We start from the raw sequence: 22,456 nt of genomic DNA, 5'->3' as shown, positions 1-22,456 counted from the left end.
CATCTTAGCAAACGCATTCAATGGCTAATGCCTTTATAACTAAAAAGCCAAAAGGAATACTAAATGTTCCTTTTGGCTTTTTCTCATATCTTAAAGCTGTGGATTAAGGTTCAACATCCTCCACAATTTTATCAACAAAAAACATTTTAATAATTGATACAACCTGAAGAGCAAAGACAAACAAGACAGAAAATCCCCCTGCTGCCGCTAAGTATTTAATGCCATCAATACCTTGTGCACCACCACCAAAAGCGCCCATGATAATGGAAATAGAACCAATTAACACCCCCCAAACAATCCTTTGATATGCTGGAGCTTCTTCTCCAATGGGGACATTTTTCATACACATACCCGCAATGGTTGTAGTCATACTGTTCGCGGCAACTGCATAAGCAAACAAACTTAACACCAATAAAACAGGGATAATAACCACACCTAAATGTAAAGGTAAATTTTGCAAGAATGTCCAAAGACCAGCAACAGCACCATTTTCTTTAATCACCCCAACCAAATCTACGGCACCAGTTTCTTGTAAATTCAAACCTGTTCCACCCCATACACCAAACCAAACCAGTGCAAAAATGGAAGGTAAAATCCAGTTAATAATAATAAACTGACGAATGGTTCTACCATAAGAAATCATCGCAAGGAATAAACCCATTAAAGGAGCATAAGCAATCCACACAGCCCAATCAAACAAAGTCCACCATTGAGTTAAGGCCTCACCACCAATATCAATTGGGTCAAGCCCCCATAAGAAGAAATTATCCAACCAAACGGCCATACCTGCAGTAGAAGTGCGCAAGATGTAAATGGTAGGACCGCACACAAATAGTAAGATTAATAATACATATAACAGCTTACTTTTAATATCAGCCAGAATTTTAAAACCTTTATCCAAACCAATATAAGAAGAAAAAGTAAACACGAATGTTGTGGCTGCCCCTAAAATAATCCAAGTTGGGATACCTACATCAACATCGTAAACCATTTTTAAGCCAGTAATAACCAAAGCCAAGCCAGTACCTAAACCTGACGACAAGCCTAAAATAATGGCTAAAGAAGCTAGGGTATCAATGACACTGGCAGCCCCCTTTTTATCCATATGTCGACCAAAAAGCGGTCTTAAGGTAGAAGAAACTGAAAGACGTTCTTTCCGATTATAGTACATATAAGCTGCAGCAACACCTGCAAGAGTATACATAGCATAGGGAACAAAACTCCAGTTATAAAATACCCTAGCCAAAGACCAAATCGCAGTTTGATGTTCTCCTGGTGTCACGCCTAACGTATTAAGCTCCCCATAAACATTACCAAAATAAATAATCGGTTCATTTACACCATAAGTAATCAAGCCAGTAGCAATACCGCTACTTAGAGCCATACCAAACCATTTAGCAAAAGAAAACTTTGCTTTGGCATTTTTACCACCAATACGAATATCACCATATTTTGAAAAAGCCAAAACAGAAACGACAACCAGCGCGATCATAGAAATCCATTGATATAACCATCCAAAAGATTGCAATGACCAGTTAAAAAATGATTTAGAGTATTCTAATAGTAATGCATTATTGAAAATACCAATAAGCACTGCTGCCAAAATAAAAATGAATAATGGAATAAAAACACCCCATCTTACCTCTTTACGTTGAGCACTGTTATTTTCAGACATAATACCGCTCCCTTTGTTCTAAGCTACTGTTTAGTACATTTAAAATTAAAACCAAAACATTAAAATTAAAAACGTTTTCTGATCAAAAAAAGCAAGACTCTATTGAAGAGGCCCTGTTTTTTCTTCTACTAGAGCAACTAATCTTCCTGAGTGAATGAGGTCTTTTAAGTAATTAATATATGGAAATAAATACACATCTTGTTCAAGTGGCGGAATGGTTTGAGTCAACTCATCAAACACATTTAAAGTGGCGCTACTGCGTTTTAAATCAGCATCCAAAAATCCTTGCGCTGTATAAACAGACAATAGTTCTATTGCTAGAATATATTCTAATTTTTCAACAATACTGACAGCCTTTTTTGATGCGTTATAACCCATAGCAACATAGTCTTCTTGATTGGCACAAGTAGGTGTACCATCAATAGTCGCAGGGGTTGATAAAATACGCATATCATTAAGTAACCCAGCTTGTGTATATTGAGGAATCATGAGTCCTGAATTTAGACCAGGCTCTTTAATAAGAAAACATGGATAACCAGATAAGCTTTCATCTATTAAGCGGTTATTACGACGCTCTGACATTTTTGCCAACATGGTAGAAGCAATACACGCTGAATCCATCGCAAGGCCAACATAAGCAGAGTCTGGATTACATGCCGAAATCACATCAGGGTTTTGCTCATCAGGCCAAATAATAGGATTATCACAACACGCATTGATTTCTGTTTCTATTGTCACTAAAGCGTCATTTAGCGTTTTTTTAACAGCACCATGCAGTTGGGGAATACAACGCAAAGATAAAGCATCTTGTATTCTGCTGTCTTTATAATGGTGAATAATTTCAGAATCAGACAAAATATTTCGAACATTAGCAGCAGTCTGAGTTTGATGAATATGCGGACGAATCGACATAACTCTTTCATCAAAAGCTTTAATAATGCCTTTTAAAGCTTCTAAGCTCATTGAACCAATAATATCAGCTGATTTAGCAGCCTGTAACATATCATATAATGCCAAGGCACCTAAAGCGGTTACTGAAGTGGTTCCTGAAATAAGTGCTAAACCTTCTTTTGAACTGAGTGCTATTGGCTCAATGTGCGCTTTTTTTAAAGCTTCTTGAGCTGGTAATAAAACACCCTCAAAATATGCTTGTCCCATACCAGTTAGAACCAATGCCATATGTGCTTCTGGGCTTAAATAACCAACAGAGCCTTCACGAGGCATCCAAGGAGTCACACCTTTATTCAGGAATTCACGGTATTTTTCTAAAATCAGTAAACGAACACCACTGAACCCTTGCCCCAGATTTTGTAAAACCATTAACATGGTTGCTCTAGCTTGTTCACAAGTAAAAGGCTCTCCAACTGATGTTGAATGCGATAAGATAATGTTTTCTTGTAGACGAGCGGTTTCTTCTTTAGAAATTGCTTTTGTACATAAAGCACCAAAACCCGTTGTAATCCCGTACATCACTCGACCTTCATCAACCCATTGTTCAACTAAGGCACGAGATCGATTCACTCGCTCACAGTATGCTTGTGAGAACGTTACTTTTGCACCGAAACGAGCGACTGAAATAAATGTTTCCAGATCAATCCTCTGTCCAAGTACCACCTCTTTTTCACTCTTTGTTTTATTCACAACAAGCCTCCCTGAAAAATGATCACTGTCTTAAGCAGTTTTAACGATCATTTGGTTATGTAATCAAACAACAACATTCTTGTGCGTGTTATTTAACGGCTGATGTTTCTTTAACCATTTATAGAGAATAGTTAATCTATATCTATTAGTAGCAAATTTCATGCCAAAGATACGTTTTTTTTATAACCATGATAAATTATTTTTAAAATCATTGTTTTTAAAAATAATTTAAAAAAATATTGCCAAGATATTGACTTATGTATACGATACAAAATAAATTCATATGCAAAAAAATTTTGCTATTCGCAAAAAAAATAAATATTTCTATAATTTTTTTGCGCAAAAAAATTTTGCACTATTTTTAAAGATTTAAAGGAAAAACATCATGTCTTTAATCGATATTTGGATTGAGCTAGACAATGAACAGTGTATTAACTCAATTCATTGGGAAAATACTTCTTTAGAGAAACTGTATGCAGCTGAATGGCTAACATATATCAATCAAAATTTTTTTCACATTTCAAAATTTACACTCCACAAAGATCACCCGATACTTGTTTGGAAGCAAGAGCGTTTTGATTATTTAAATCTCTCTTGTTCTGATAAAACATCCTATATATTACTCAAGAAGGAAAATAAGAAAGAAAGTCTATATGAATTCACTTTAGATAAGATATTAAATGGTATTCAAATTTATGATCAAAATGCTTCACTTACTTATATTAATAATACCAGCAGGAAAATATCGGCTATTCCTAATCATTTAAATGTAACAGGTAAGCACTTATTTGATTTATATGATGTAGAAGAAGACATCAGCACAGTCATGACCACTCTTAGAACCCGAGCGCCAGTAACCAATCGTTTTGATAATTTTAAATCAACAAAGGGAACGGGTATTATTTCTATAAATACTGCTTACCCTATTTTTGAGGAGAATGATCTAATTGGTGCTGTTGTTTTTGAGCAAGACCTAGAAACCATCGGCAACCAAATAGATGAATTAAAAAACATCAAGAAAACCATTAACGAAAAAAACAATACTTTACACCCACGTAAATTTAATGGTTATCACTTTAGTGACATTATTGGCAGCAATAAAGAATTACTGGCATCTGTTACTTTAGCTAAAAAAATGGCTCAGCAAGACTGTAATGTTTTAATTGTAGGAGAAACAGGTACAGGCAAAGAAATTTTTGCACAAAGCATTCATAAAGCCAGTGATCGTCATAAGAAAAAATTTGTGGCCATTAACTGTGCAGCAGTACCAGAAACTTTAATTGAAAGCATGTTCTTCGGGACAACCAAAGGCTCCTTTACGGGCAGTGTAGACCAAGCAGGGTTAATTGAAGAAGCTGATGGAGGCACATTATTTTTAGATGAATTAAACTCAATGAGTTTGGCTATGCAATCTAAATTATTAAGGGTCATTCAAGAAGGTTCAGTACGCCGTATAGGGAGCAACAAAGACATTCAAACAAATGTACGCTTTATTTCTTCTTGTAATGAGGATCTAACAGGCTTAATTGAACAAAATATTTTACGCAAAGACTTATTTTTCCGTTTATCAACAGTGACTGTTGAGATCCCTCCTCTTCGAAATCGTTTGGACGATATTAATGAATTAATTGATTTTTATCTTTCTAAAAATATTGGGCGTTATATTAAAAACATCAAATATATTTCCCCTAAAGTATTAGCGCTCTTCCAAAAATATCAATGGCCTGGAAATGTGCGGGAATTATTTAATGTATTGGATTACATCCTCAATACTATTGAAGGGGACAGAATAGAATTAATTCATTTACCCAAACAATTCCAAACTTTAAAACAACAAAAAATTAATCATCTTGTAGAAAATCACCATTTATTAGAAAGTTTACCTGAGAGTGATTTAACAGAAGCCTCTTTACATGATGCTTTAGAACAAGTAGAAAAAAATATTATTGAACGGGTATTAACACAAAATCGATTTAATATTAGCAAATCTGCCCAACAATTAGCATTAAGCAGACAAAGCCTCCAATATAGAATCAAAAAACTTGGCATTATTGTATAAAAAATGCCTCTACATTTAGAGGCATTTTAATCATATTAAAAATCAACAACAATTACTCTTCAGCTTGTAATAATTTGAATTGAATATCATGATCCAAATTATTAATCCATCTATTATAATTGCGATGAATCTTACCATTTTCAACATCTAGGCCTTGACTTGATACATATTCAATACGATAGTCTGTTGCTGAATAAGGAATACGAACAGTAACTAAAAACCCTCTATTAAGCAATTTACCCTCTATTAAATTATCGCTTCTTTTTTTAAGCACCCAACCACGGTTACTTTGTTGTGCGTCTAAAATTGCTTTTTCTACTTGTTTTACAGTTAAACCAGCAGGTACTTTACTTTGAGCATTGTAAATAGGCTCCTGCATAGCACAACCTGTAAATAGAAGAAAACTCATTATTACTGTAATTAAATATTTCATTATAATCCCCATAATTTACTATTTATATTATATCAAAATACCAAATTGAATATTTGGGTTTGCAAATCTAGCACAAAAGCTCTATTTTTAATAGATATACGCAAAAATAAAAAAAGATGCCTGCATAACAGGCATCTGACGAAAAACAAAACAAGCTTATAGGCTTTTTAATACTGTTTCATAAATTTGATCAGCCATAGGTAAAGCTTTAGCCAAAATAGCTTCACCATTTTTACGATACTCTTCTACAAAAGCCTGATCCTGAATACCAGAAATATTAATCAAGATATTTAACCATGCACCTTGAACCGCTGCTTTTAAACTTAAAGCAGCCACACCTAAGTCGCTGGCAGCATTGGTGTTGGTTTTATCAACAGCTTTAGCAGTAAGCTCAATAGCGGCTTGAGCAAAACACATCATTTCATAAGGTGTTTTGGTACAAGCTTTAAGCGCTGTTTGCATCGCTTCTTTTCTTTTAGCTTTATCTGCATCCGTTTCTTTAGGCATACTGAAAACCGCACTTACGCCATTAAACGCTTCGGTATCTCGGTCAATAACATCAATAAAATCATTTTTGATTTTTTCTGCTTCTTCGATTAGCTGAACAACAAATGCTTGATGTTCTTCATATTTGGCTTTGCCAACTGTTAAAGAACCCACCATTTTTGTTAAAGCAATACCTATTGCTCCTTCTAACGCAGCAGCAGAACCACCACCTGGTGCAGGCGCATCAGAGGCCAATAAATCGGTAAAACCACTTAATGTATAATCAACAAGTTTCATTACTTTATCCTTTAAAATAAACCTGAAATATTACCTAAAGCGTCCACATCAATTCTTTCTGAAGCAGGAATTTTTGGTAAACCAGGCATTGTCATAATATCGCCAGTTAATGCCACAATGAAGCCTGCACCAGCAGATAATTTTAGGTTTTTAATGGTGATTTTAAAGTTACGAGGTGCACCCAATAAAGCAGGATTATCAGAGAAAGAATACTGCGTTTTTGCCATACAAATCGGTAACTTATCAAAACCTAGATTATTGAACAAAGCCAATTGTTTTTTCGCCTCAGCAGTAAACTCTACACCATCACCACGGTAAATACGTTTGACAATAGCGTTTAATTTGTCTTCTAAAGACATATCCAAGTCATAACAATAAGAGAAGTTATTTGGCTCTTCACACAAACGCACAACTTCTTTGGCCAATTCAATACCACCTTCCCCGCCTTTACTCCACACTTCAGATAAAGCAACATTCACACCAAGCTCTTTACATTTATCTTCAACCAGTTTTAATTCGGCTTCGGAGTCTGTTGGGAAACGGTTAATCGCCACAACAGCAGGCAAACCAAACACAGTCTTAATGTTTTCGATATGTTGCAATAGGTTTGGTAAGCCTTTTTCTAAAGCAACCAGATCTTCTTGACCTAATTTATCTTTGGCTGCTCCACCATGATGTTTCAAAGCTCGAACAGTTGCCACAACAACAACAGCTGATGGTGTTAAACCTGCCATACGACATTTAATGTCAATTAATTTCTCTAAACCTAAATCTGCACCAAATCCACCTTCGGTAACTGCGTAGTCACCTAGTTTTAGGGCCATTTTTGTAGCAATGATTGAATTACAACCATGAGCGATATTGGCAAAAGGGCCACCATGAATAAAGGCAGGTGTTTGTTCCAAGGTTTGCACTAAATTAGGTTTAATCGCGTCTTTTAACAAAGCAGCCATTGCACCTTGCGCGTTTAGCATACCCACAGTAATTGGATGCTCTTCACGGGTATAAGCCACAACAATTTTGGCTAAACGTGCTTTTAAGTCTTCAATATCGTTGGCTAAGCAAAATACAGCCATCACTTCTGATGCAACAGTAATATCAAAACCATCTTCGCGAGGCACACCATTTACGCGACCACCAATACCATTGACGATATTACGTAATTGGCGATCATTCATATCAACAACACGTTTCCAAGTAATTCTACGGCAATCAATGCCTAATTGGTTTCCTTGAAAAATATGATTATCAATCAATGCAGCTAATAGATTATTGGCTGCACCAATGGCATGAAAGTCACCAGTAAAATGTAAATTAATGTCTTCCATTGGTAAAACTTGCGCATAACCACCGCCAGCAGCACCACCTTTGACACCAAAAACTGGACCTAAAGAAGGCTCTCTTAAAGCAACAATTGATTTTTTACCAATTTTACGTAAACCATCAGCCAAACCTACTGTTGTAGTGGTTTTACCTTCACCTGCTGGTGTTGGAGAAATAGCAGAAACCAAAATCAATTTACCATCTGGCGTATCTTGTTTGTCTTTCAGTAAGTTGTAACTGATTTTTGCTTTGGTATTACCATACAATTCAATGTATTTGTCCTCAATACCAATTGATGTTGCAATATTTTTTATATTTTCTATTTTTGCTTCTTGTGCAATTTCAATATCACTTTTAATACTCATTTCACCCACTCCTATTGTTATGAGACTATTCCCTCTGTATGACAGAGGGAATACAATTTAGCCCAACAAATGATTTTCAAGGACTTGTTTTGCGTAATCGAAGTTTTCAATTTTCAAATAGTATTCAGCACAATCAACCAGTGCTTTTGCAGGTGTTAATCCAATTACTTCACTGCCAATGATATGAACGCCCCAACGTGCAGCTTCTGCTCGAACCACTTCAAACACACGATAAAGTGGTGTGCCTTCATAATTGACCATATTCATTGATACTTGGGCTACATTTCTATCTTCTAGCATCACACCAATTGCTTTACAGTATTTAAATCCACCACTAGATGCACGAATGGTTTTGGCAATAGCATTAGCAATATTGATATCAGAAGTGCTTAGATTAATATTAAAGGCAACTAATGGCATTCTAGCGCCGATAGCAGTAATACCAGCAGTTGGATGGATTTTACGCTCACCAAAATCAGGTGCCCATTCTTCTTGCTGTAGTTTTTCTGGCATACCCTCAAATTGTCCTTTACGGACAGCAGCCAAGTTGCGACGAGACTCTCTTCTTGCTGAATCTTCATATAAGAAACTAGGGATTTTCAATTCGTTATAAATGCGTTCAGCTACTTTTTTAGAAATTTCCACACACTCTTCTGCACTGATGTCTTTTACTGGCACAAAAGGAATCACATCTGTTGCCCCCATACGAGGGTGTTCTCCAGAATGTTTGGTCATATCAATTTTTTCACTAGCCAATTTGCACAAGCGAAAAGCTACTTCTGCAATACCATCTGGATCACCGACTAATGTAAAAACGCTGCGATTGTGACTTGCATCAGATGAGTAATCTAACAAGGTCACGCCAGAAACGCTTTTTGCTTCTTTAACTAATGCATCAATAACTGCTTGATCACGTCCTTCACTAAAATTGGGAATACACTCTACTAATTTAGCCATGATGGAACACCCTTTCAGTTCGATAAAACCATTTAATTAAAAAATACAACAAGGAAAAACTGGTTCATTCTTAAAATATCATTATTTATTCAAATTACATTATTCCGAATAATCAGTACACCACCCCAAGCACATTTGCCACACAAACCTAGCGGCAACTTTTGCACATAAAGCTTGTGTATCAAGGCTTGGATTATATTCAACGAAATCAACGGCCCTTACTTTTTTGCTGTTTTTTATTTCTTCAGCCAATGCCAATAAAAAGTGAAACTGAACCCCCAAAGTTGCGGGAGCAGAAACAGCACTCATGGTATTTGATGGTAACGCATCTAAATCTATGGTTAAGTACACTATATCAACCGAATCAATAAACTTGTTGACCCGTTCAACCACACTAGGGAAATTTGCCTGTTGACACTCTGTATCCCATAGAATTTGTACATCCAACTCTTGAGCAACATCTAAAAGAGCTTGTGTATTCGTCGACAAATTAGCCCCAACACACATATAATTAAATGGACGTTGTGCTTCAATACAATAATCAGCCAACTGTTTGAATGGTGTACCAGAAGATGCTTGCTTAGTTTTCCTGATATCCAAATGTGCATCAAAATTAATGATGCCTATTTTTGCATTTGGATAAGCATGATATACCCCTAAACCATGCCCATACGCAGTTTCATGGCCACCACCTAAAACAACCGTTTTCATATTCCATTGGTGACATTGGCGAATATGTTCAGCTAAAACAGATTGTGCATGCTCTAAACCATTTTCTGCCGCTTCTAAATTACCCAAATCAACTATTTTATCGTGGTCTAAATGTGCAGCAAGGTTTGCCATAGCTTTTCTAATGAAATCCGGCGCCTCTTTCGCTCCTGGACGTCCTTTATTTAATCTAACCCCTTCGTCACACTCAAACCCCAATAAAGCAACCTGATTTCTAAAATACTGAGGAGTAAAAGTATGCGCAATTTGTATGGTCTGAAATAAACGGCGAGCAACGGTGCTTTCTAATGAATCATCTCGTCCTCGCCAAATTTTTGTTGAAACAGGGCTCCAGGTAGCCATATTATTTTTCCTATCTCCTAGGTGTGTGTTATTTCATTAAACAAGAAACCTTACCATTAAATACTCTTCGAATGAGTGGGTTACGCCCTAACTCATAAAATATTTCAACCGGAGCTTGAACATCCCAAACAGCAAAATTAGCCTGATAGCCAGCTTTTAACTGTCCATGAGTGTGTTCACGTCCTAACGCTTGTGCGGCATTCCGAGTGACACCAGCTAAAGCTTCCACTGGCGTTAAACCAAATTGAGTACACGCCATATTCATGGCTAAACGAATAGAAGCAAATGGGCTTGTTCCAGGATTAAAGTCAGTTGAAACGGCCATTGGTACTTTATACTGTCTGAGTAAATCAATTGGTGGCACTTTTGTTTCTTTTAAAAAGTAAAAAGCACAGGGTAGTAAAGTTGCTATAGTGCGCTTTTCACTTAAAGCGGCAATGCTGCTTTCATCTAAATGTTCAATATGATCGACAGATAAACCGTTAAACTGAGCAACCAAAGCGCTACAACCTAAATTAGATAATTGCTCTGCATGTGCTTTAACAGGAATACCCAAACTTTGTGCTGTTTTAAATAATTTTTTTGTTTGCGCAAGACTAAAAGCGATATTTTCACAAAATACGTCAACAGATTCAAATAATTGCTCTTGCCAAAGCGTAGGCAAAATTGTTTGACATATTTCATCAAGGTATTCGTCAGAATGATCTTTATATTCTGGAGGAACACTATGTGCAGAAAGCAAAGTTGGTGAAATATCTACTTCACAGGTATTTTTCAAAGCCCTAACGACTTCTAACTGTTTACGCTCATTAGCTAAATCAAGACCATAACCTGATTTAATTTCAACAGTTGTAACCCCCTCATCAGCCAATGCTCTTAACCGCTTATAACTTACTTGATATAGACTACCAAAATCGGCGGTTCTGGTTGCACTTACTGTTGAGTTAATGCCACCACCTTCTTTGGCTATTTCAGTGTAACTGATGCCATTTAAACGTTTTTCCCACTCCTGAGCTCGATTCCCCCCAAAAACCAAATGAGTATGGCAATCAATCAAGCCAGGTGTAACAATTGCCCCTTCCAAATCAATAACATGACTGTATAAAGTTGTATTTAATTGATCTTTTGGTAAAATTGCGGCGATTTTATCTGATCGGGTGACGATACAATGATCCTTTAATAAACCATATTGTTCGTCAACATCCTTATCCATAGTAGCTAGAACGCCATTAATCCAAACAGTATCAGTATCTTGTAGCTTAAAGGATTTGCTCATATATTCACCTTAAGTTTCTTGTCAGAATCATTTAATTTACATCTGAAAATTAAATTTATGCAATAAAACTGGCTAAAATTTTATTAAATAAATTCACTTCTAAGTCATTTTATAAACAGGGGAAGAAATGAATACCACACTTCCCCTATTAAAAGCTGCCTACACTATTAAGCAAGCAGCGTTATCATTATTAAATTTAACGAATCATCGGTAAATTTAGGCCTTTTTCTTTGGCACACTCAATAGCAATTTCATAACCTGCATCAGCATGACGCATCACACCTGTTGCTGGATCATTATGCAATACACGCGCAATTCTTTGTGCCGCTTCATCAGTGCCATCACAAACAATCACAACACCTGAATGTTGAGAATAGCCCATGCCTACACCACCACCGTGATGTAAAGAAACCCATGTTGCACCACCGGCAGTATTCAACAAAGCATTCAACAATGGCCAATCAGACACAGCATCAGAACCATCTTGCATTGACTCTGTTTCACGGTTTGGACTGGCGACTGAACCAGAATCTAAATGGTCACGACCAATCACAACTGGTGCACTTAACTCTCCTGAACGAACCATTTCATTAAATGCCAAACCTAATTTAGCACGCAAACCTAAACCAACCCAGCAAATACGAGCAGGTAAGCCTTGGAAACTGATACGCTCACGAGCCATATCTAACCAATTGTGCAAATGAGCATCATCTGGAATTAACTCTTTTACTTTTGCATCTGTTTTATAAATATCCTCAGGATCGCCAGATAAAGCAGCCCAACGGAATGGACCAATACCACGACAGAATAATGGACGAATATATGCAGGCACAAAACCTGGGAAATCAAACGCGTTTTCTATCCCTTCTTCTTTGGCCATCTGACGAATGTTATTACCATAATCAAAAGTAGGCACACCCATTTTTTGGAAATCTAACATTGCTTGTACATGTTTTGCCATAGACTGTTTAGAGGCTTTAACTATTTTTTCTGGGTTTACTTTACCTTCTTGAACATACTCTTCCCAAGTCATACCAATAGGTAAGTAACCATGTAACGGATCATGTGCACTTGTTTGGTCAGTAACCATATCTGGACGAACACCACGACGAACCAATTCTGGTAAAATTTCTGCAGCATTACCAAACAATGCAATTGAAATGGCTTTGCCTTCTGCAGTATAACGCTTGATGCGGTCTAATGCGTCATCAAGATCTTTAGCTTGTTCGTCAACGTAACGAGTACGTAAACGAAAATCAATACTGGCTTGTTGACATTCAATGTTCAAAGAACAAGCACCCGCTAATGTTGCAGCCAATGGCTGAGCACCACCCATACCACCTAAACCAGCAGTTAATACCCAACGGCCTTTAAGGCTACCATTGTAATGCTGGCGACCTGCTTCAACAAAAGTTTCATAAGTACCTTGGACAATACCTTGGCTACCAATATAAATCCAACTACCAGCGGTCATTTGACCGTACATCTCTAGACCTTTAGCATCAAGTTCATTGAAGTGTTCCCATGTTGCCCAATGTGGAACTAGATTTGAGTTAGCAATTAACACTCTTGGTGCATTTTCGTGGGTTTTAAACACACCAACAGGCTTACCTGATTGTACCAATAAGGTTTCATCTTTTTCTAAGTTGGTTAAGGTTTCCACAATTTTATCGTAGCAAGCCCAGTTTCTGGCTGCACGTCCAATACCACCATAAACAACTAACTCTTTAGGATTTTCAGCGACATCAGGGTCAAGATTGTTCATTAACATACGCAAAGGTGCTTCCGTTAACCAGCTTTTTGCCGTTAACTTATTGCCGCGCGGGGCACGAATCTCAACATCTCTGTATCTATTTTGGTCAACCATGATTACTCTCCTATTATTAACAACACTATGTTTAATAAATGCAATGATAAACGACTGGTTTAAAACACTAATTATCTGCATTTATACCATATACAGTCATGTATATACAAGTAAAAAATTAAAAAATAAGCATATTTTTAATCATTTTTTTATAACTAACTGATCTTAAAAAAAATTACCCCTTTTTTAGTGCATAAAAAATAGGGTAATTTGGGGCAATTATCAGCAATAAAAAAAGAAATATTTTTACGAATAAAAATGTCCTTCCAAACGGTAACGAGAACCAGGGTAAAGTAAACGTGCGCTGGTAACCATAGACTGGTGAGACCAAGTTTTTCGTCTAATTTGTAAACAAGGCTCTACTTGAAGAATTTGCAACCATGCAGCCTCTTCTTCCGTAGCCAACACGGCTTCAACGATATGCTCACCCTCGGTTAAAGGTGCAACTGCGGTTAAATAAGTATACGGTGTTTGTTTTTTAAAATCTTGATTTAAGTACTCTGGTGCCACCATACTGTTAACAAAACGATCTTCTAACTGTACAGGCACATCATTATCGTAATGCACAATCATAGAATGAAAAACAACTTGACCGGCCATAATGTCAAAACTAGCCGCCAACTCAGCAGTAGCAAAACATTTTTCCAATAAAATAACTTCTACCTTATGCTCATGATTTAAGGATTTAATTTCATCTGCAATATTACGTACAGACATCAGCGCCGACTCACCTTTATTTTCAGAAACAAAAGTCCCCACACCTTGTACCCGAACCAATACACCTTGAGCCGTTAATTCCCTTAAGGCACGATTCACAGTCATTCTACTGACATCAAACATATTGGTTAATTCTTTTTCCGATGGAATATTGTGGTTGGCTCCCCATTCACCTGAATAGATTTTTTGCATAATCATTCTTTTAATTTGCAAATAAAGAGGAACAGGTTGCTGTTGTTGTAATGTATTAGCAGAGATAAGAGGATCACGGGCCATAGACATATTTTCTGTAATTGTATTTCAGACTGCCCGATAATAGCACGAATATTGTTTTTAAATTAAAAATTTTACTATAAATTCAAAACAATACTTTATTTATAAAGCCCCTATTGTTTCTTTAATCACACATTTATTACATATTTGAATATGTAGACAACAATATATACATACACTTTATATAAAGGTCATTCATACCTCTTGATCATTCTTGTTTTTCAATTAAAATAGATTACTATTTTTAGTGGTATATACATTTAAACAAAAATGGAGGTAATCATGATTTATTCTCTACTGAAACAACAAGATTACACGAAAATGCTGTGGAAGAATGGCAAAGGCTATACTTATGAAATAGCAAAAGATACGACACAATGCCAAGAGGGCTCTTTCAATTGGCGTATTTCTATGGCACAAGTTGATCAAAATGGTTCTTTTTCTGATTTTTCAGGCTATCAACGCGTCATTAGCGTATTGGAAGGAGAAGGCATTCATTTAGCAATTGATGATCAATCAGAAGAAAAATTATACCCATTCACCGCTTTCGCTTTTGATGGCGCCAGCCAAACACAATGTACTTTATTAAAAGATCCAGTAACAGATTTTAATTTAATTTATGCACCACAAAAATATAGAGCCAGATGCCAATGGTTGAATATTAATGAAATCCAACGCTTTTGCTCCCAAGCACAAACTATTTTGATATTTTCTGTCTGTGACTCAATGACGATTAAAACCAATCAATTTAATGAAACATTAGGAAAACATGAGACTCTTTTTATGACTCAAAATGAGTCACTCAAACAATTTGATCTTATTACTCAAGCAAATCAGAACCATTTTTGTTGTGTGATTGAACTGTCCAAAATATAAAACAAAAAGACTGATTGGCGTTGGCTCAATCAGTCTTTTCTGGTTCACAACTTTTTAATCTTTATGCTCTTGTGTATCTTCGTTCTTTTCCAATGGCACTAATTCTTCACCTTCTGCCAAAGTTGTTAAAGGTATTTCTTTTCCTTTAACAAAGACAAAATAATATACAGTTAACCATACAATCCACACAATACCACAAACCAATGCCCAGATAGTGCTTTTATCAAAACCCAATAAAATAATGGTAAAAATTAAAAACCCTATTGCTGCAATTGGTGCAACTGGCCATAAAGGAATGGGGAACTTTAATGTTTTAGCTTCTTCAGCCGACATTTTTTTACGCATACAATAGTGGGACAATAAAATCATCAACCATACCCATACTGTAGCAAATGTTGCCATTGCTGCAACAATAAAGAATAATTGCTCATGAAAATACTTATTTAATACCACACCAATAAGCATCATTACCAACATAACAATAACAGGTGCAACAGGCACACCAGACTTGGAAATTCGACCAAAAGAATCAGGGGCATGTCTATGTTTTGATAAACCATACATCATACGTGCCGCACCAAATAAATCACTGTTAATTGCAGACACAGCAGCAGTAATCACCACCACATTTAAAATATGCGCAGCAGACGAAATACCAAGGCTACCAAATATTTGAACCAGAGGGCTACTTTCTCCCGTAATTTCATTCCAAGGATAAATAGACATTAACACAAACATTGTACCTACATAAAAAATCAAGATCCGAGAAGGCACACTGTTAATGGCACGAGGAATATTTTTTTCTGGATCCTGTGTTTCAGCAGCAGTTAAACCAATAATTTCAATACCACCAAAAGCAAACATTACCACAGCAAAAGCGGTAACAAACCCCGAAATACCATTTGGAAACCACCCACCATGAGACCATAAATTAGAAATACCTGTACCCACATGGTTCACAATCTGTCCATCAACAGTGGCTGAACTATAACCGAAGAAAATAATATACGCCCCGCCTAAAATCATGGCACAAATAGCCACCACTTTAATTAATGACAGCCAAAACTCCAACTCACCGAACATTTTAACGGCACATAAATTCAAACCAGCAATGATTAAAGTAATGCCTAAAGACCAAAGCCAAGGCTCAACATTTGGAAACCATAGCCCCATATAAATGGAAAAGGCAATCACATCAGCGATACACACCAAGACCATTTCAATGATATAAGTCCAACCTGTAATAAAACCTGCTAAAGGATTCATATAATGGCTGGCATATCCACCAAAAGACCCAGGTAATGGCTTATGAAGAACCATTTCTCCTAAAGCCCTCATCACGATAAATACTGCAGCACCAGCCAGAAGATAAGCGAAAATAACTGAAGGCCCTGCTAATTGAATGGCTTTAGCAGAACCATAAAAAAGCCCTGTTCCAATTGCGGAGCCTAGAGCAATAAATAATATATGTCTTTGATTCAATCCCTGCTTTAAATTACCTTGCGTGTTACTCATGTCGAAATTCCTCCCAATAGAATTTTGAAGCACAGTCAGCCACTAGTAGAAACTTGTGTGTTCTACCCAATTTATTTGATGAAAAACATCAATCAAATTTCTACTAGTTGTGTAATACAGCTTTTACGGATTTAAAGACTTGGTAGGATCTCTTTAGGCAAGATATGATTAAAGCTACCCTCTTCAATTAGATTGCTTGCAGCCTCAATATCTGGCGCAAAGAAACGATCTTTATCATAATGTGCCACTTTACTTCTCAAGGTTGTTCTTAACTCTTCTAAAACAGGAGTAGATTTTAAACTTTTTCTAAAGTCCATTCCTTGACAAGCAGCCAACCATTCAATGGCTAAGATATTGCGCACATTTTCAGCCATTTCCCATAGACGTCTACCTGCATTAGGCGCCATAGACACTTGGTCTTCCTGATTAGCTGAGGTAGGTAAACTATCCACGCTAGAAGGAAAAGCCAAAGTTTTTGTTTGACTGGCCAATGCTGCGGCAGTAACCTGAGCAATCATAAAACCTGAGTTCACCCCAGCATTTTCAACTAGGAATGGTGGCAATTGTGATAAATGGGTATCCATCATCAAAGAAATTCTTCTTTCTGAAATAGAAGCCATCTCTGCAATCGCTAAAGCAAGATTATCTGCTGCCATTGCAACTGGCTCGGCATGGAAGTTACCACCTGAAATAATGTCACCATTATCAGTAAAAATAAGCGGATTATCTGATGCGGCATTACCTTCTACCTCTAAAATTGCCGCAGAGTTTCTAATTTGGGTTAAACAAGCGCCCAATACTTGTGGTTGACAGCGTAAAGAATAAGGATCTTGTACTTTTGAACAATTTTTATGAGAAACAGAGAACTCACTTTGCGCACCTAATACATGTCGATAACAAGCAGCTGCATCAATTTGTCCTTGTTGCCCACGTGCCTCTTGAATACGCGGATCAAATGGGCTGCGAGACCCTAAACTGGCCTCAACAGTTAAAGCACCACAACCAATTGAAGCAGCAAATAACTCTTCTGCCTTAAATAAACCTTTCAACGCATAAGCTGTGGATACTTGAGTACCGTTAAGCAAAGCCAACCCCTCTTTTGCAGCCAATACAACTGGTTTTGCCCCTGCAATTTCTAAAGCTTCTTTTCCAGTAACCCTTTTACCTTGATGATAAGCAAAGCCCTCACCAATTAATACCAAACTCATATGAGCCAATGGAGCTAAGTCACCCGAGGCACCAACAGAACCCTTACAAGGAATTTCAGGGTAAACTTCTGCATTAATCAACTTAATAATGGTATTGATGACTTCTAAACGCGCACCAGAATAGCCTCGAGATAAGCTGTTTACTTTTAACAGCATAATTAAACGGGTTAAATTATCTTCCAAAGGCTCACCAACACCAGCGGCATGGGACAAAACAATAGAACGTTGCAATAACTGTAAATCATCGTTACTGATACGCTCTGAGGCCAACAATCCAAAACCTGTATTAATGCCATAAACGACTCTATTGTTTTCAATAACATCATTGACACATTTAACACTACGTTCAATACGTTCTTCTGCATCTTTACTTAATTGCACCTTAATTGGATGACAATACGCAGAACGCATTTGAGCTATATTTAATTTGCCAGGATAAATAGTTATTTGTTCCATGGATGAAGCCCTTTCTATTTCTTTAAAAAAACCAAAATTAAGAGAATTTATACACATCTTTAGATATTTAAAAATTTCTTATTAAAAAATTCTGTATAGACATGCTAATTAAATTTATTATTAGTGAATCTCTTTTGCAAAATACTATCTTAACCTTTATAAAAAACCTTAATTAAAAATATTTATGGGTTTTATTAAACAAAAGAAAAAAACAGTAAAGGCATTGTCTATAAAGCATCTCAATGTTAATACCAAACAAATAAAGATTTATTTTGCGTGTATGAAATGACGATATGTTATGTATAAAACAACGAATATAAATAATATAAAAAAATAAAATTTTAAGTAGATTGCAAATAGAAAATTGATTAATTAATTATATACATGTATATTTTAACTAATGATTCACACAATAAAAAAAACATGAATTTGTAATTATTCTGAATAAATATACTCTATCTTCGATAATAGAGAAAAAGAAGTCGGAGCGAACCATGATCAAAAATGCCCCTTCATTAATGTACCGACAAAGTCATTTTTATACAGTAGACATTAACAATGCTCTGCCAAAAAATTTGCTAAACAGCACACATTCCATTCCTGTTTTTGCCTTGCAACTGACACAAACAAAAGTAAGACAAAATGTGCATCAACATAATATCAATATTAAAATAGAATCAAAAAAACATGCCTGTGTCGGGATTTATGATATGGATATTTGGAACTATGCGATCACTTTGCTTTATAATCAAATAAAATCAAAATCTTTTCACTTAACAAATCCAGCTATTCAATTTAGTGCACACAGCTTTTTAATTGCCACCAATCGACGCACAAGTGGCAACTGTTATCAGCAACTTTTTGAATCGCTACAACGTCTAAATGATAACCAAATTACCATTCACATTCCGTCTAAAGAATACACCACAACCATTTGTTTAATAGATTCTTGGCGTAAAATAAAAAATGAAAAAAATCAAATGATTGCCATTGAAGTTGTATTTCCTGACTGGCTATTTAATGCCATTTTAGCCAAACGAATAGTCGCCATACACCAAGACTATTTTTTCCTCAGAAAACCTCTAGAAAGGCGATTGTATCTGATAGCCTGTAAACGCTGTGCACACCAAGCCAGACATTCTGTCTCTCTACGTGATTTATATACCATTACAGGCAGTATTGCATCATTAAGGGAATTTAGACGTTCGATCAAAACCGTTGTCAAACAAAATAATTTACCGGACTACCAAATTCGTTATTATCAGGATAATGACTCTGTTTGTTTTTATAATAGAGTCGGGATCAGAGGCTATAAAACTCAAATCCGTGATTTAATTTTTGCTTTAAATGAAACACGAAAAAAAGATTATGTTATTATGACAAAAGAACATATATAATACATAAGTATCTTCTATTTAAAAAATTTACACCCAATTTTATACATATCATGCTTTTCCTTTTTTCAAATCAAATCATTTTCTTGATAAAAAGCAACTTTTATCTTTTTTTCTTATAATAGAATAGTTAACTATACATGACTATACAATTACCATTTGATTAAGGAGATTGTTTTGAGCTCACCTGCCCCACAAGATAATGTGACAATGCTTTCCCCCGTTGATACAGCAAAGCTAGCGGATAATGCTTTTTGTTATAAAGCCCAGAAAAAACTCTTTTCCTGCTTGGTTTCATCTATTATTGCAGGTGTTTTTATCTCTATTGCTTTTGCCTTTTATACAACCGTTACAACAGGATCTGCAACCATGCCTTATGGTATGGCTAAACTTGTTGGCGGCATCTGCTTTTCATTAGGTTTAACACTTGTCGTTATATGCGGTGTAGATTTATTTACTTCGACTATCTTAACTTCAGTACCAAAAGCCACAGGAAAGATCAGTTGGACATGCATGTTTAAAAACTGGTTCTTTGTTTATGTTGGTAACTTTATTGGCGCTTTAATTTTTGTTGCTATTATTTGGTTTGCAGGACAACATATGTCCGCTAACGGTCAATGGGGAGTGAATATCCTCAATATCAGCACCCATAAACTGCACCACTCTTTTACAGAAGCTGTCTTTCTAGGTATATTAGCTAATTTGATGGTCTGTTTAGCCGCTTGGATGGCGCTGGCAGGAAAGACTTTAACTGACAAGCTTTTTGTTATGGTGCTGCCCGTAGCCATGTTTGTTGCTGGCGGTTTTGAACACAGCATTGCCAATATGTTTATGATCCCCATGGGGATTTTAATCAAAACGTATGCTCAACCTGAATTTTGGCAAATAGCCAATATTTCTGTTGAGCAATATGCTGATTTAACCATACATAATTTTATGGTTAAAAACCTTATTCCTGTTACCATTGGTAATATTATTGGCGGCTTAATGGTTGGTTTATCATTTTGGTGTCTGAATTTAAAACCAACCACTAAACATTAAAAACATCAAAAAGGTTCTGCACCAATAAAACTGGTTTTTTCTTTTAAAACTATTGGTTGAGAACCTTTTGTTGTCGTAAATTCAAACACAATATCATGCTTTCCTGCTGTTGCATTCTCCCATGGGGTAGCAACACGTACAGGCAAAGAAAAATGTTGACCCGAAGGAACAATAACCTCATCAGGAGCCCCCTCCAAACCGATTTGATCAAACCCAGATACCTTAATATTAAATGACTGTGCTTGCTCTGATGTATTCATAAACTTAAGCAAATAAGTGTTTTCGGCCCATCCCTGATTATTTTCTCTCACAACAACAGAAGGATCTTTAACGACATCCACTTTATAAGGTACCCTGTTAATCACAGCAAAAACCATTAGTCCAAGTACCGTCAGTAAAATCATGCCATAGCCTGTGACTTTTGGCCTTAAAAGCCGTTTAACAAAATGAGCATTATGATATTCATTTTTTAAAGCTGCTTCAGTGGTGTAACGGATAAGTCCTCTTGGATAATTCATTTTATCCATCACTTCATTACAAACATCAATACATACGGCACAACCAATACATTCATACTGTAATCCATCACGAATATCAATTCCCGCAGGGCAAACCTGAACACACAAAGTACAATCAATACACGCGCCTTTATTTTGAGCTTGAAAATCGCTGCCTTTTTTACGTGCGCCTCTTGGTTCACCTCGTTTTTCATCATAAGAAACAATTAAAGTGTCCACATCAAACATTGCACTTTGAAAACGGGCATATGGGCACATATGGCGACAGACTTGTTCTCGTAATGCATAAGCGAACAAAAATGTAAAAAAGCCATACGAAACCAACCAACCAATTTGCATCAAACTTAAGTTAAAATGCAATAAATTCTGAAATAATGTTCGAATTGGCGTAAAAAACCCGACAAAAGTAAAACCAACCCAAAAACAAAAAAACACAATAGTGGTTAATTTTAAGGTTTTTCTAACAATTTTTTGCCCTCCCCAAGGGGCTTTTGCCCATTTTATTTGTTGGGCTCTGTCTCCTTCGAATAAGCGATCAAACCAAATCATAATTTGTGTGTAGACTGTTTGAGGGCATGCATAACCACACCATATGCGCCCAGCTATTGCTGTCCACCAAAACAAGCCCAAAGCACTACAAATTAATATACCCGTTAAATAGAGCAAATCCTGAGGCCAAATAATGATATTAAAAATATAGAACTTTTGCCCCATAATATCGAGTAAAAAAGCCTGACGATTATTTAAATTAAGCCAAGGAACCAAAAAGAAAAAGGCCTGAGTCAGAATGACCAATAACAACCTGATATTGCTGTATCGCCCTTTGGTTTTTTTTGGGTAAATCTTTTTTTGTGGTTCATAAAATTGAATAATATGTGTGTTATTGTCTGTTGTGTCTAATTGCGCCATACCCTGTTTCCTCCTGCCGTTATTCAAACAACCAAATAAGCTGTTTATTAATAAACATTAGGGTAAACCATCTCACGAAAACAATAACAGATACAGATA

The 22,456-nt window shown here is 36.2% G+C and carries 17 protein-coding genes; 4 read left to right on the top strand and 13 right to left on the bottom strand.

Annotated elements, in window-relative coordinates; all coding sequences use genetic code 11:
- Positions 1-103 precede the first annotated feature (103 nt).
- Both AADH04_RS13810 and AADH04_RS13805 read right to left on the bottom strand, forming a co-directional pair.
- Entirely contained in the window at positions 104-1,675 is a 1,572-nt protein-coding gene (locus tag AADH04_RS13810; protein WP_434777852.1) for a BCCT family transporter, read from the bottom strand.
- A 99-nt stretch (positions 1,676-1,774) separates the two neighbouring features.
- Positions 1,775-3,316, bottom strand: coding sequence for an HAL/PAL/TAL family ammonia-lyase (locus tag AADH04_RS13805; protein ID WP_434777851.1), 1,542 nt, complete (start codon positions 3,314-3,316; stop codon positions 1,775-1,777).
- A gap of 385 nt (positions 3,317-3,701) precedes the next feature.
- Between AADH04_RS13805 and AADH04_RS13800 the strand changes: the two genes are divergently transcribed.
- Positions 3,702-5,375, top strand: coding sequence for a sigma-54 interaction domain-containing protein (locus tag AADH04_RS13800; protein ID WP_434777850.1), 1,674 nt, complete (start codon positions 3,702-3,704; stop codon positions 5,373-5,375).
- A gap of 52 nt (positions 5,376-5,427) precedes the next feature.
- Here AADH04_RS13800 and AADH04_RS13795 read toward each other — a convergent pair whose 3' ends face one another.
- The 8 genes from AADH04_RS13795 to hutC all read right to left on the bottom strand — a co-directional run bounded on the left by AADH04_RS13795 (position 5,428) and on the right by hutC (position 14,443).
- The gene (locus AADH04_RS13795; RefSeq protein WP_434777849.1) at positions 5,428-5,784 is read right to left on the bottom strand and encodes a hypothetical protein; all 357 of its coding nucleotides are present in this window, start codon (positions 5,782-5,784) and stop codon (positions 5,428-5,430) included.
- A 180-nt stretch (positions 5,785-5,964) separates the two neighbouring features.
- Entirely contained in the window at positions 5,965-6,591 is a 627-nt protein-coding gene (locus AADH04_RS13790; protein ID WP_434777848.1) for a cyclodeaminase/cyclohydrolase family protein, read from the bottom strand.
- Positions 6,592-6,602: 11 nt separating this feature from the next.
- The gene (locus tag AADH04_RS13785) at positions 6,603-8,279 is read right to left on the bottom strand and encodes a formate--tetrahydrofolate ligase (RefSeq protein WP_434777847.1); all 1,677 of its coding nucleotides are present in this window, start codon (positions 8,277-8,279) and stop codon (positions 6,603-6,605) included.
- A 57-nt stretch (positions 8,280-8,336) separates the two neighbouring features.
- Positions 8,337-9,236 (bottom strand): glutamate formimidoyltransferase, encoded by a 900-nt coding sequence (gene ftcD, locus AADH04_RS13780; RefSeq protein WP_434777846.1) that lies wholly within the window; start codon positions 9,234-9,236, stop codon positions 8,337-8,339.
- Between the two features lie 99 nt (positions 9,237-9,335).
- Positions 9,336-10,307: a formimidoylglutamase gene (hutG, locus tag AADH04_RS13775; protein ID WP_434777845.1), complete on the bottom strand. Its 972-nt coding sequence runs from the start codon at positions 10,305-10,307 to the stop codon at positions 9,336-9,338.
- 28 nt (positions 10,308-10,335) lie between these two features.
- Complete coding sequence (hutI, locus tag AADH04_RS13770; RefSeq protein ID WP_434777844.1) at positions 10,336-11,583, bottom strand: imidazolonepropionase; 1,248 nt, start codon at positions 11,581-11,583, stop codon at positions 10,336-10,338.
- A 196-nt stretch (positions 11,584-11,779) separates the two neighbouring features.
- Positions 11,780-13,450 carry a urocanate hydratase gene (gene hutU / locus AADH04_RS13765; RefSeq protein WP_434777843.1) on the bottom strand — a complete coding sequence of 557 codons (1,671 nt, stop codon included), beginning with the start codon at positions 13,448-13,450 and terminating at the stop codon, positions 11,780-11,782.
- Positions 13,451-13,696: 246 nt separating this feature from the next.
- The gene (hutC, locus tag AADH04_RS13760; RefSeq protein ID WP_434777842.1) at positions 13,697-14,443 is read right to left on the bottom strand and encodes a histidine utilization repressor; all 747 of its coding nucleotides are present in this window, start codon (positions 14,441-14,443) and stop codon (positions 13,697-13,699) included.
- Between the two features lie 279 nt (positions 14,444-14,722).
- On the opposite strand from hutC, the gene AADH04_RS13755 reads away from it, so the two are divergent.
- On the top strand, positions 14,723-15,316 hold the full coding sequence (locus AADH04_RS13755; RefSeq protein WP_434777841.1) for a HutD/Ves family protein: 594 nt from the start codon (positions 14,723-14,725) through the stop codon (positions 15,314-15,316).
- A 54-nt stretch (positions 15,317-15,370) separates the two neighbouring features.
- Here AADH04_RS13755 and AADH04_RS13750 read toward each other — a convergent pair whose 3' ends face one another.
- Positions 15,371-16,831: an amino acid permease gene (locus tag AADH04_RS13750; protein ID WP_434777840.1), complete on the bottom strand. Its 1,461-nt coding sequence runs from the start codon at positions 16,829-16,831 to the stop codon at positions 15,371-15,373.
- A 131-nt stretch (positions 16,832-16,962) separates the two neighbouring features.
- Positions 16,963-18,495: a histidine ammonia-lyase gene (hutH, locus tag AADH04_RS13745; RefSeq protein ID WP_434777839.1), complete on the bottom strand. Its 1,533-nt coding sequence runs from the start codon at positions 18,493-18,495 to the stop codon at positions 16,963-16,965.
- A 494-nt stretch (positions 18,496-18,989) separates the two neighbouring features.
- Between hutH and AADH04_RS13740 the strand changes: the two genes are divergently transcribed.
- The gene (locus AADH04_RS13740; protein WP_434777838.1) at positions 18,990-19,892 is read left to right on the top strand and encodes a replication initiator protein A; all 903 of its coding nucleotides are present in this window, start codon (positions 18,990-18,992) and stop codon (positions 19,890-19,892) included.
- A 174-nt stretch (positions 19,893-20,066) separates the two neighbouring features.
- Positions 20,067-20,930 carry a formate transporter FocA gene (focA, locus tag AADH04_RS13735; protein ID WP_434777837.1) on the top strand — a complete coding sequence of 288 codons (864 nt, stop codon included), beginning with the start codon at positions 20,067-20,069 and terminating at the stop codon, positions 20,928-20,930.
- 5 nt (positions 20,931-20,935) lie between these two features.
- Here the strand turns inward: focA and ccoG are convergent, their stop codons facing one another.
- A complete protein-coding gene (gene ccoG / locus AADH04_RS13730; protein WP_434777836.1) occupies positions 20,936-22,357 on the bottom strand; it encodes a cytochrome c oxidase accessory protein CcoG in 1,422 nt (473 codons plus the stop codon).
- Between the last annotated feature and the right edge of the window lie 99 nt (positions 22,358-22,456).

It is taken from the genome of Neisseria sp. Ec49-e6-T10 (assembly GCF_051132615.1).
In the GTDB taxonomy this organism is placed as follows: domain Bacteria; phylum Pseudomonadota; class Gammaproteobacteria; order Burkholderiales; family Neisseriaceae.
The sequence above is the reverse complement of the archived record's forward strand: the minus strand, read 5'-3'. Positions and strand labels throughout refer to the sequence as shown.

Bases quoted from the DNA above. Each gene is read 5' to 3' on its own strand.
- hutG (WP_434777845.1), bottom strand. From the start codon at position 10,307: ATGGCTACCTGGAGCCCTGTTTCAACAAAAATTTGGCGAGGACGAGAT.
- AADH04_RS13785 (WP_434777847.1), bottom strand. From the start codon at position 8,279: ATGAGTATTAAAAGTGATATTGAAATTGCACAAGAAGCAAAAATAGAA.
- AADH04_RS13810 (WP_434777852.1), bottom strand. From the start codon at position 1,675: ATGTCTGAAAATAACAGTGCTCAACGTAAAGAGGTAAGATGGGGTGTT.
- hutH (WP_434777839.1), bottom strand. From the start codon at position 18,495: ATGGAACAAATAACTATTTATCCTGGCAAATTAAATATAGCTCAAATG.
- hutC (WP_434777842.1), bottom strand. From the start codon at position 14,443: ATGGCCCGTGATCCTCTTATCTCTGCTAATACATTACAACAACAGCAA.
- hutU (WP_434777843.1), bottom strand. From the start codon at position 13,450: ATGGTTGACCAAAATAGATACAGAGATGTTGAGATTCGTGCCCCGCGC.
- hutI (WP_434777844.1), bottom strand. From the start codon at position 11,583: ATGAGCAAATCCTTTAAGCTACAAGATACTGATACTGTTTGGATTAAT.
- ftcD (WP_434777846.1), bottom strand. From the start codon at position 9,236: ATGGCTAAATTAGTAGAGTGTATTCCCAATTTTAGTGAAGGACGTGAT.
- AADH04_RS13750 (WP_434777840.1), bottom strand. From the start codon at position 16,831: ATGAGTAACACGCAAGGTAATTTAAAGCAGGGATTGAATCAAAGACAT.
- ccoG (WP_434777836.1), bottom strand. From the start codon at position 22,357: ATGGCGCAATTAGACACAACAGACAATAACACACATATTATTCAATTT.
- AADH04_RS13740 (WP_434777838.1), top strand. From the start codon at position 18,990: ATGATCAAAAATGCCCCTTCATTAATGTACCGACAAAGTCATTTTTAT.
- AADH04_RS13795 (WP_434777849.1), bottom strand. From the start codon at position 5,784: ATGAGTTTTCTTCTATTTACAGGTTGTGCTATGCAGGAGCCTATTTAC.
- AADH04_RS13755 (WP_434777841.1), top strand. From the start codon at position 14,723: ATGATTTATTCTCTACTGAAACAACAAGATTACACGAAAATGCTGTGG.
- AADH04_RS13790 (WP_434777848.1), bottom strand. From the start codon at position 6,591: ATGAAACTTGTTGATTATACATTAAGTGGTTTTACCGATTTATTGGCC.
- AADH04_RS13800 (WP_434777850.1), top strand. From the start codon at position 3,702: ATGTCTTTAATCGATATTTGGATTGAGCTAGACAATGAACAGTGTATT.